We start from the raw sequence: 11,614 nt of genomic DNA on the forward strand, positions 1-11,614 counted from the left end.
GAGAATTATTATGCAAAAATGTATGATATTACTTGCAGGTTATCCGGCAACAGGAAAAAGCTATATGTGTCGCAAAATACAGGAACGATACCCTGGGTTTATTAGTGTTAATCAGGATGAGATAAAAGAACAGAAGTGGGATGAATATGGCTTTGATAATTTGGAAGAAAAAAGCAGACTTGAGCAGAAGGCATGGGAAGAATATTATGCCTCCTTAGAACAAAATATGGAAGAGGAAAATCTTTTGATTTCAGATTATCCATTTAGCGATAAACAAAAAACTAGATTGGAAGAATTGTCAAACCGATATGGATATAGTGTGATTACAATTCGTGTTATAGGAAATATCGATCAGTTGTACAAAGTGTCGCGTATGAGAGATTTGGATCAAAGCAGACATCTTGGTCATATGGTCAGTAAGTATCATAAGGGAGATTCGATGGAAGATCGTTCTAAGGCAGATTGTTTGGTATCGTATGAATTATTTAAAGACAGATGTTTGCATAAAGGATATGACACCTTTCAATTAGGAGAGCTCATTCAAGTCGACGCCTCAGATTATAATCAGATTGATTACCAAGCCATTCTCAATCGAATTGGTGAGATTTTTTTAGCACCTCAATCGAAATTACATCAAGATTAAATCAAATCTAAACCGTCCTTCTTTATGATGTAAATAACATCAGAGAAAGGGCGGTGTTTTTATTCACATAGGTAATCGAGACTATATTTAACTCGCAGGAAGGAGGAACAGTAACCAGGAGAGTTATGATTTTATTGTTAAATGATGAAGATTGACGAAAACTTGATTTTTCGTGTACAATTGCTTATAAAGAAAATAATAAATTTGCAATTGTTACTTGCTGGTAACTTAAATGTTAATATGCGTTGCTTGCAGCAACGGGGAATTCCTCATACAATATTTTTAGAAAATAAAAAAGGAGGACATTTATAATGTTAAATGAAAACATTAAAGCAATCAGAAAATCAAAAGGACTTTCACAACAAGAACTTGCTATTAAATTGAATGTGGTACGGCAAACAATATCGAAATGGGAGCAAGGAGTTTCCCAAACAAAAGGATATATAAGAAACAACCTGTGTTTTACCTGCTTGTAAATATTATTAACTTTCTTCTGAAAAATATAGTAGACTAAAGAAAAAGTAATAAATAGTATAAAAATAAATTTGGATTGCTAGAAGTTAAGGATATAGTTAAATCATTAGGGGCATACAAATGTTGTGCCTTGCCACAATAGTAGGAGTTATTATTTTTAGTCGTATGGTTTTTATTTTCTTACCACAAAATAATTTACTCAAACTTTCAATCATATAAAAGTTTTGCAATCAATACAACGAACCAAGAACTGTAGTTATACACCAACGTTCATGTTATAGGAGTAAATAGTCCTAAAAGCGAAAATGTAATAACAACTCAGTTAATAAAACAGTACAATTACTACACTATCAGGTGATTTTATTCACAATTTATTCATTCATGCGATTGTTCTGATAGTAGGGTCACTTTTCAAAATAATATAGTAAATGTCTTTCTACAAAAAGATGTTTTATATAGTTCTTTCAGAACAAATATGTTAGAATAAACATGTTTTTAATATTGTGTAAAAAAAGGAGCATATCCATGAAACGAATATTAATTGTCGAAGATGATGTAAATATGCAGAGAGAGTTGTCCGGTTTATTGAACAACTCCGGATACGAAGCGGTTATTTTAGATGCTTTCAGTCGAGCAAAGGATGAAATCATTCGATCGGGAGCAGATTTAATTTTGATGGATATCAACATTCCGTATCTCAATGGACAGTTATTACTAAAGGAATTGAGGAAAACCTGTGATACCCCGGTTATTATGGTAACAAGCAGGGATAACGAAGTCGATGAAGTTTTATCTATCAGCATTGGCGCAGACGACTATATTACGAAACCTTACAATCCTACACTGCTTTTGCTGCGAATTAACAATATTTTCAAAAGGATGCAACAGAAAAATCCAGTTGTTCTTTATCGTGATTTAGAAATTCACACCAGAAAAGGCGTTGTCACAAAAGGTGATAGCGAGGTTGTGTTAAGCAAAAATGAGATGATTATTTTGAATAACTTAATTTCTAATCAGGGTAAAATCGTATCACGAGACGAGCTGATGACAGATTTGTGGAACAACGACGAATATATCAATGATAACGCTTTGACAGTAAATATCAGCAGGTTGAGAGCTAAATTAAAACAATTGGGACACGAAGATGCTATTGATACAAGGAAAGGACAAGGGTATATCTTGCAATGAGCTTAAAAAAATATTTAGCAGATAAAAAAGTAGAAATAATATCAACTTTTTTTGTTTTAATTGTGTTAGCCCTGGTACTTCGGGCTTTTCGAATCAAAACAATCATCATCCTATTCACGCTGCTTTTACTGCTGACTCATTGCATCATTCTTATGATTTATGACTTTACCAGAAGGTCAGAATATTACAAAACTTTAAAAGAAACTACAGAACGATTGGATAAGGCATATCTTGTACTCGCCACATTAGAAGTGCCTGATTTTTATGACGGCAAGATAATGAATGAGATCTTGTATGAAATCAACAAATCTATGCGTGAAAATGTGAAAGGGTTGGAAATACAAAATTCAGATTTCAGGGAATACATAGAAATGTGGATTCATGAAATCAAGATGCCGCTATCTACATTAAACCTGATTACTCATAACCGAAAAAGTGATGCAGATGCGGAGTTGAAAGAACAGTTAAAAAGAATTACCGATTATGTGGATCAAGTCCTTTATTATGTCAGAAGCGAAAATTCTGCAGAAGATTATTTGATTAAAAAAGTGCCACTGAAAAAAGTTGTAAATACTGTGGCTTTGAATCACAAAGATTCTTTGTTATATAGTCGTATTGATTTTATTGTTGAAAATATTGGGTTCGAAGTCAATACAGATGCCAAGTGGCTGGAGTTCATCCTGAATCAGATTGTGCAGAATGCCATCAAGTATAAGCGGCAGATCCCGGAATCCTATATTAAAATATCTGCAAAAAGTGACAATAATACTGTAAGATTGTATGTAGAGGATAACGGGATTGGTATTCCGGCAGAAGATATCAGGAGAGTCTTTGATAAATCTTTTACAGGATATAATGGAAGAACTCGGGCAAAGTCAACAGGCATGGGGCTGTATATTGCAAAGAAGTTATGCAAAAAACTTGGGCATACCATCGGCATCGAATCGAAAAAAGATCATTTCACAAGAGTGTGCATAACTTTTCAAGCAAATGATTTTTTTGAGGTTTTGTCCTGATATTACAAAATTGTAATGTTCCGTAATATTCAAATAACGACAGCACACTTCAAAAATGGGTATAATAAATCCGTGAAAGGAGCGATATTATGGAAAACATCTTAAAAATAGACCATATCGAAAAATATTATGGAAACAAATTCAATTTAACAAAAGCGATTGACGATATTTCCTTTGAAGTAGACAAGGGAGAATTTGTTGCAATTATGGGAGCCAGCGGTAGCGGGAAAACTACCCTGCTAAATTGTATTTCTGCTATTGACAGAGTTACTTCAGGGCATATCTATGTTGCCGACAGAGACATTACCCAATTAAAAGGGAACGCATTAAACGAGTTCCGCAGGGAGCAGGTTGGATTTATCTTTCAGGATTTTAATTTATTGGATACGCTGACCGCATACGAGAACATCTCTCTTGCACTCTCTATTCAAAATGTGAAAGGATCGGAGATTGGAGAAAGAATCCAAACCATTGCACAAAAACTGAATATCGTAGATGTTCTAAAAAAATACCCTTACCAAATGAGTGGAGGACAGAAACAGCGTATTGCGTCTGCACGAGCGATTATTACAAACCCTAAAATCATTCTGGCTGACGAGCCAACAGGTGCACTTGATTCCAAATCGTCAAAAATGCTGATGGAAAGCTTCTGCCATTTGAACAGTGAACTTCAATCAACGATTTTAATGGTAACGCATGATGCATTTACGGCGTCGTATGCAAAAAGGGTTATTTTTATCAAGGATGGCAAAATCTTTAACGAGTTATTCAAAGGGGATGGCTCCAGAAAAGAATTTTTTGATAAAATTATTGATGTGATTTCATTGTTAGGCGGAGATGTAAATGATGCTCTTTAAGTTATCTCTGAAAAACACCAGGAAGAGCATGAAGGAATATGCCATCTATTTCTGTACGATTATTCTTGGTGTAGCTATTTTTTATGTATTTAATGCAGTGGAATCTCAGACAGTTATGCTGGAAATAGCAAAGTCTAACTATGTTTGGTTTTTAAATTCCATGCTTTCTGTTGTGAGTGTTTTTATTGCCGTTATACTGGGATTTTTAATTATTTATGCCAATCAGTTTTTGATAAAAAGAAGGATCAAGGAATTTGGGGTATATTTTACGCTTGGAATGAGTAAGCAAAAAGTATCCAAACTGCTTTTTTTTGAGATATTGTTTATTGGTGTGATTTCTCTTGGGGTAGGGCTGGTGTTGGGAATCCTGCTGTCTCAATTTATGAGTGTTATCGTTGCAAATATGTTTGAAGCGGATTTAAGCAAATATGAATTTCTCTTTTCTCAGGAAGCGTGTGTGAAAACAATTGTCTGCTTTATGGTTATGTATTTGGTTGTCATGCTGTTCAATACCATACAGGTAAATAAATACAAGCTGATTGATTTACTTCAGGCAAAGAGAAAAAATGAAAAAGTATATTCAAAAAATGCACTAGTCTGTGTGTTGCTGTTTTTTGTTTCATGTGCTTTACTAGCGTATGCTTATGTACAAGCAACAATATACTATGAGCACCTTTTTGTACATGGTAATATATGGAAAACTGCAGTTGCCGGTGCTGTCGGTACGATATTGCTGTTCTGGTCGTTAGCCGGATTGATAATCAGGATATTTGCCGGAATGAAAAATACGTATTATAAAGAACTGAATTGTTTCGTAATTAAGCAGTTCAGCAGTAAAATGAATACAATGGTCTTTTCGATGAGTGTCATCAGTTTAATGCTGTTTGTGACGATCTGTATGTTTTCAAGTGCATTTTCCTTGAGCAATTCAATGAACAACAGCTTAAGAAAGTATGTCCCTGCAGATGTGGAGATGTCTATCCCCTACGAAAGCGCCAACAAAGATAAAGATATGGAAACACTTTTGACGGATAACAAACTGGAACCAAGCCGAGCATTTCAGAATTACGCTGTGTTTGATGAGTATAGGGATCAGGATCTGACATTGAAAGCCACATTAGGAAACGAACTTGACAGGGCTTTAAAAGAAAATCCGAGTTTAAAAATTGAACTCCCGGAAACCATTGTGACCTTAAGTGATTATAACAGAGTGGCAGAACTGTATGGAAATGAAACTTATACCCTGAAAGATGATGAATATATCATTGTTTCAAATTTAGACAGCATGACTACGGTAAGGAACTACGCGTTAAGTGCAAATACTGCCGTAACGGTTAACAAGAACACATTACATCCAAAATACACCCAATGTAAAGAGGGGTTTGTTCACATGACAGCAGCACCATCTAATAGTGGTTTTTTTGTTGTGCCGGATGATGTTGTTACGGATTCTATGAAATTTGTTAACTATCTGGTGGCTAATTACATGCCAAACGATAACAATATCGAAAATACACTTATGGACATTGCCAATGCCAACGACGCAATTTGTACCACAAAGACATTTCTGGCGGAAAAAAGCATCGGTCTGGAAGCAATGTTCACTTTTGTCGGCTTATATGTCGGGATCATTTTCCTGGTTGCCAGTGCAGCCGTACTTGCACTAAAAGAATTGTCGGAAAGTGCAGACAATATCGAACGGTATGCTGTTTTGAGAAAAATCGGCACAGATGAAAAGATGATTAACAGAGCGTTATTTAAGCAAATCGGCATTTTCTTCCTGCTTCCGCTTGGTGTGGCAAGTATCCATTCCATCTTTGGTGTGCAGTTTGCAATGAAAACGCTGGAAAGTTTCGGAAACGCCGGATTGACCTGGTCGATTATACTTACCGCCATAATTGTTATTTTGATTTACGGTGTATATTTCCTGATCACATATGTTGGTAGTAAAAATATGATAAAAGATTCTTCCTTGAAGTAAAAGTTATCTTTATCAGGTTTGTTCTGCATTTTACTTGATATAAACTTTCAAATTTTACTTTGTATGTGCATCTGAGAAGATGAGAAATCGTAGACAGACGGAGTGATCCAGACACGGCGGTGGGAAAATCGCTTAGATTTTCTAACAAGGGGGGCACAAAAAACAAGAGACAATATACATTAACAAGCGGAAAACGCTGTATTTACAAGGCGAAACCGCATTTTACATGGTGTGATATAAATTATGCCATTATCACTTGGGAAAATTGAATAAGACATAGGAAAGACAGTTGATTTCAAACGAGAAATTGATTGTCTTTTTCTTTTGCAGAAATTTAAGTATAGGCAATTATCAAATACAGCAGTTGCTTTTTTGATTGGAGGAATTTAAAAATGAATGATAAAAACTTTATTGAAGAACTAAGACAAAAGCGTGAGGAATATGGAGTAACACAAACAAGGCTTGCTGTTGCCTGTGGTATCAGCCGTGAATATTACAACCGCATTGAAAAAGGGAAACAGCCATTGAATGACGAATTAAGAGAAGTCATAGAAAAACAGATTGAGCGTTTCAATCCGCAAGAACCACTATTTTTATTGATTGATTACTTTCGTGTCCGCTTTCCTACTACGGACGCATTGGCGATTATCCGTGATGTATTACAACTGAAATCTAATTATATGCTTTATGAAGATTATGGAAAATACGGATATGAAAGCAAATATGTACTTGGCGACATCAATATCATGTGTTCCATGCAAGAGCATTTGGGTGTTTTATTGGAACTGAAAGGCAGAGGTTGTCGGCAAATAGAAAGTTATCTGCTGGCACAGGAACGTTCATGGTATGATTTTATGCTGGATTGTATGACGGCTGGTGGTGTGATGAAACGGCTTGATTTGGCTATCAATGACCGAGCAGGAATATTGGATATTCCAAAGTTAAAGGAAAAATACAAGGCTGGCGAATGTATCGCCTACTTCCGTATGCAGAAAGATTACAGCGGTACAGAAAAATGCGGTAGCGATTTACCAAAGAATACAGGAGAAACCTTATATCTCGGTTCAACAAGTAGCGAATTATATATGTGTGCTTATCAGAAAAATTATGAGCAGTATGTCAAGAATGGCACAGAAATTGAAGATACGGAGATTAAGAACCGTTTTGAAATACGCATGAAGAATGAACGAGCCTATTATGCGGTTGTAGATTTACTGACCTATCGGGACGCTGAACGCACCGCTTTTTCTATCATCAATCATTATGTCCGCTTTGTTGACAGAGAGGACGACAAGCCAAAAAGTCAATGGATAACAAATGATGATTGGGCATGGTTTGTAGGGGAACACAGAGAGCCGATACGCTTAACCACAAAGCCAGAGCCTTACACTTTACAAAAAGCGTTGCATTGGCTACAAAGACAAGTCGCACCAACCATAAAAATGGTACAGGCATTAGATAAAGAAAATCATACAACGATACTGAAAGATATGATTGAACAGGCAGAACTTAAAGACAAGCATAAACATTTATTACAATTAGAAAAATCGACCATAGAAGAACGAATAGATACCGCTGTTTCACAAGAGAATGACGGTATTTTTTAATGTAATTGAAAAATTTCAGACTTAGTCAGCAAGGAGCTGTTTTCATTCCCTATGTGGAGTGAAAGAAGAAAAATAAATTTTTTATCAAATCTGCAACAAAACGGTTACTTGCGTACAGATATGGTGCGAGAAAAGGAAATCTAAACTTTTTTTGAAAATAGGTCATTAAATCAGGGCTTGCTGTCCCTATATGATGTGAAAGAAGAAAAAAGTTTTGAAAAAATGACGGAAATTCGTGATTAGTGGACAGTGTTCTATGAAAAGAGGAAAAACTATCTTAAATTTGTATTCAAATATCTTACTCGTGTCGAGTGTTGGTGCAAGAAAGAAGAAATTATTATGTCATTTCTTGATTTGTATTCAAACAGGCATTAGCAGTTGAGTGTTGATGTGAAAAGAGGAAAATACTTTATTCTAAACTTAACAATTTAAGGTTTCCGTTCCCTATATGGTGCAAGAAAAGAAGTTAAAATTTTTCCATTTCAACTTAGCAAATGGACGTTTGCTGTACAGATAGTAGTGAAAAAGGAGAAAATCAACCGTTGATTGCCAAAATGAACCGTTCCATTTGTACTAATAATGGAAAAAGTTTTGAATTTTGGTTACGTTTCCCCTCTTTTCCAACGCGGTATATAGGAAAGATGATTTTCTTCTTTCGTGTTCTTTGACAACTGAATAAAGCAATTCAATACGTTTGACAGACAGCAAGCCGTTGAAACAAATACGCCACGACCTTTCCCCTGCAAGAGCGAGCGAAAACCTATTTGTGTTCTTGTAAAAGATTTGTCCTCTTTTATCGCCATGACCTGTACTGTCAGATAATGATACTCCCGTACAGCCACAGCTTGAGCATTAAGAGCGTCGCACGCAATGGGTACGGCTACATAAGAACTATGCAGAGGTGGAATCCCTGTGGGCTATGACAAAAGCCGTTGAATTGCTTGGAAAGATTTTACAGAAAGGGGGTATGTGTTATTGATAATGCTGTAAAAACAATTCAAAAGAAAAATGGCAAGTGTGGCATTGGCAACAGAGGAAAGACAAAGATTGTTGTAAAAGAGCATTTTTCCGAAAAGGGAAAGACAATGGAAGAACTTTTAACTGATGTCATGCTGGAAAAAGCAAAGCAGACAATCGCATAAAATCGGTGCAGTTGTAAGAAATAGATTGAATGACAAAAAGTCCCCGTGTTATACTTTACTTGCAAGCAGGTATTGTAAACACGGGTTAGTTATAAAGGAGGATAACTGACAATGAAACAACAGATTTACAATACTGCACTTTATCTTAGGTTAAGCCGAGATGATGAATTACAGGGCGAAAGTTCCAGCATTACTACACAAAGAAGTATGTTGCGTCTATATGCAAAAGAACATCATTTGAATGTCATTGATGAATATATTGATGACGGCTGGTCGGGAACAAATTTTGACAGACCGAGTTTTCAAAGAATGATTGAGGATATAGAGGCAGGAAAAATCAATTGTGTTGTGACAAAAGACCTTTCCCGACTTGGCAGAAATTATATTATGACAGGACAATATACCGAATTGTATTTTCCCAGTCATAATGTCCGTTACATAGCGATTGATGACGGTGTAGACAGCGAAAAAGGCGAAAGTGAGATTGCACCATTTAAGAACATTATCAATGAGTGGTATGCGAAAGACACGAGCAAAAAGATCCGGTCTACCTTTAAGGCAAAAGGCAATTCCGGGAAGCACGTTGCAAGTACCACACCATACGGATATCTGAAAGACCCGGAAAATAAGGAACACTGGATCGTGGATGAAGAGGCTGCACAGGTTGTCCGCAGGATCTTTCAGATGACAATGGACGGATATGGTCCTTACCAGATCTCAAAGAAGCTGAAAGAAGATCAGGTGGAGATCCCGGCAGTACACATGGCAAGGCATGGGGCAGGATTATGGCAGGGAAGAGTGGACGAGATCAAAGACCCCTATGCGTGGGGTTCGTCGACGGTGGCAGGGATCCTGAAAAAGCGGGAATATCTTGGTCACACTGTTAATTTCAAGACCAGAAAGCATTTTAAGGACAAAAAGAGCCATTATGTGTCAGAAGATAACTGGACAGTATTTGAGGACACGCAGGAAGCGATCATTGATCAGGAAACCTTTGATAATGTCCAGAGAATCCGGAAGAATGTCCGCAGATACCCGGACGGATGGGGAGAAGCACATCCACTGACAGGGCTGATGTATTGTGCCGATTGCGGGGCAAAAATGTATGTGCACCGGGTAAATAATGGGAAAAGAATCCCACAATATACCTGTTCTGCATATAGCAAGGTTCCGGTTGGAACACTCTGCCCGACACAGCACAGGATTAATGCGGATATTGTGATGGAGCTGATAAAAGACCTGCTGAAAGCTATCGCAGAATATTCCCATCTGAACCGGGAAGAGTTCATTGAGACAGTGAAGACAACACAGAATTCCCAGCAGTCCAGTGGAATCGTGAGGCTGAAAAACAGGATAGCAGAAGCGAAAAAGCGTCTGCAGGAACTGGAAAAACTGATCTGCCGGATATATGAGGATAATATCCTCGGTAAGCTGCCGGATGAACGTTACGCAGTCCTTGATGGGCAGTATTCCAAAGAACAGAAAGAACTGACAGTGGATATTTCAGAATTGGAAGCAGAGGTAGCCGGATATGAAAATGGCAGACGGTCTGCGGAAAGATTTATTGCACTGGTGGACAAATATCAGAATTTTGATGAACTGACCACATATATGCTTAATGAGTTCGTGGAAAAGATTCTGGTGCATGAGAGGGACAGGAAAGGAAGCCAGCAGACCACACAGAAGATTGAGATTTATTTTAATTTTGTGGGAAGGTATCTTCCACCGCATTTTGGAGAAGTCCAGCTGACACCAGAAGAGGAAGAAGAATTACGAAAGCGGGAAGCCAGGAAGGACAGGCTGCACCAGAATTATCTGAGGCGGAAGGCAAATGGAAAACAGAAAGAATACGAAGACAAAGTAAAAGAAAAAAGAAAAGCCGAGATCAAGGCGAAGAAAGAAGCAATCCGGCAGGAAGATATTGCGAAAGGTGTGTTTGTTCCAGTGTCGATGCTTCCGGCTGCAGAACCAAAGAAAGGGGTGGCAAATGCATGAAAGAATTGAAACCGATGATACATGATGAAAAGAACGGACTGGATTATATCCTTGTGGGAGATTATTATATCCCGCTGATCCGTGTGGCGGAAGAAACAAGAGATATTGGTTTCTATGGAAGCCTCCGCAGGAATTATTTGAAAGACTACAAACAGGCTTTGTATTCCCAGCTTATGCTGACTGGGAAGCTCTGGACATATCTTGCTGATTTTAATGAGATCTGTGCAGAACGCAGGGACAGCATGATGGATCAGATCATGGAAGCAGAGGGTGTCACAGAGGATTTAAAAGGCAGGGATCAGATGGAATGGCTTCGCAGGGTAAATAACATTCGCAACAGAGTGGATGAAGTAATTCTGACAGAACTGGTCTATGTATAGGGGGATGCTTATGAGATACCGGATTGAATACGCAGATGGTCAGTGCTGTAATTTCGCCAACAGCCGGAAAGACCTTCTGGAATGGCTGAAACTTTTAAAGAATGAAGAGATCACAGATATTCGGAAAATCTACAAAAACGGTGTGACAGATTCCGTACTTGAGAAGTATCAAAATTATCTGGATAAGAATGCCGGATAGGGTAGAAAAGGAACAAGCTTATAAAAAATAGGCTTCGCCTATTCAGCTCCCCTTCCCCTCAATCTTGAGGGGTTAGGGGGGTTCTTTTTCTTCCTTTTTCCTGCATAATAGACTTATGAATATCTTACAAAG

10 protein-coding genes and 1 pseudogene are annotated in these 11,614 nt (G+C 37.5%); all 11 read left to right on the forward strand.

The genetic code is table 11. The features are described from left to right. Nucleotides 1-10: 10 nt before the first annotated feature. The 11 genes and pseudogenes from ACTQXY_RS09390 (at nucleotide 11) to ACTQXY_RS09440 (ending at nucleotide 11,482) form a co-directional block, all read left to right on the forward strand. Nucleotides 11-643, forward strand: coding sequence for an AAA family ATPase (locus ACTQXY_RS09390; protein WP_441659243.1), 633 nt, complete (start codon nucleotides 11-13; stop codon nucleotides 641-643). Nucleotides 644-954: 311 nt separating this feature from the next. Beyond that, a pseudogene (locus tag ACTQXY_RS09395) lies at nucleotides 955-1,071 on the forward strand (helix-turn-helix transcriptional regulator); the annotation flags it as partial. Nucleotides 1,072-1,642: 571 nt separating this feature from the next. Beyond that, entirely contained in the window at nucleotides 1,643-2,305 is a 663-nt protein-coding gene (locus tag ACTQXY_RS09400) for a response regulator (RefSeq protein WP_441659244.1), read from the forward strand. Further along, a complete protein-coding gene (locus ACTQXY_RS09405) occupies nucleotides 2,302-3,321 on the forward strand; it encodes an ATP-binding protein (protein ID WP_441659245.1) in 1,020 nt (339 codons plus the stop codon). The genes ACTQXY_RS09400 and ACTQXY_RS09405 overlap by 4 nt, the downstream gene beginning before the upstream one ends. Nucleotides 3,322-3,410: 89 nt before the next feature. Further along, nucleotides 3,411-4,178: an ATP-binding cassette domain-containing protein gene (locus ACTQXY_RS09410; RefSeq protein WP_441659246.1), complete on the forward strand. Its 768-nt coding sequence runs from the start codon at nucleotides 3,411-3,413 to the stop codon at nucleotides 4,176-4,178. After that, nucleotides 4,165-6,159 (forward strand): FtsX-like permease family protein, encoded by a 1,995-nt coding sequence (locus tag ACTQXY_RS09415; RefSeq protein WP_441659247.1) that lies wholly within the window; start codon nucleotides 4,165-4,167, stop codon nucleotides 6,157-6,159. Before ACTQXY_RS09410 ends, ACTQXY_RS09415 begins: the two co-directional genes overlap by 14 nt. Before the next feature lie 392 nt (nucleotides 6,160-6,551). Continuing rightward, the gene (locus tag ACTQXY_RS09420; RefSeq protein ID WP_441659248.1) at nucleotides 6,552-7,766 is read left to right on the forward strand and encodes a replication initiation factor domain-containing protein; all 1,215 of its coding nucleotides are present in this window, start codon (nucleotides 6,552-6,554) and stop codon (nucleotides 7,764-7,766) included. A 941-nt stretch (nucleotides 7,767-8,707) separates the two neighbouring features. Further along, nucleotides 8,708-8,908, forward strand: a complete 201-nt coding sequence (locus tag ACTQXY_RS09425) for a hypothetical protein (protein ID WP_441659249.1) — start codon at nucleotides 8,708-8,710, stop codon at nucleotides 8,906-8,908. Between the two features lie 111 nt (nucleotides 8,909-9,019). Then, nucleotides 9,020-10,903, forward strand: coding sequence for a DUF4368 domain-containing protein (locus tag ACTQXY_RS09430; protein WP_441659250.1), 1,884 nt, complete (start codon nucleotides 9,020-9,022; stop codon nucleotides 10,901-10,903). Beyond that, the gene (locus ACTQXY_RS09435) at nucleotides 10,900-11,283 is read left to right on the forward strand and encodes a TnpV protein (RefSeq protein WP_441659251.1); all 384 of its coding nucleotides are present in this window, start codon (nucleotides 10,900-10,902) and stop codon (nucleotides 11,281-11,283) included. The genes ACTQXY_RS09430 and ACTQXY_RS09435 overlap by 4 nt, the downstream gene beginning before the upstream one ends. A gap of 10 nt (nucleotides 11,284-11,293) precedes the next feature. Continuing rightward, complete coding sequence (locus ACTQXY_RS09440; protein ID WP_441659252.1) at nucleotides 11,294-11,482, forward strand: hypothetical protein; 189 nt, start codon at nucleotides 11,294-11,296, stop codon at nucleotides 11,480-11,482. Nucleotides 11,483-11,614: the final 132 nt, after the last annotated feature.

Origin of the sequence: Faecalimonas sp. LCP19S3_D12 (genome assembly GCF_052121495.1) — a bacterium.
GTDB lineage: Bacteria > Bacillota > Clostridia > Lachnospirales > Lachnospiraceae > Faecalimonas.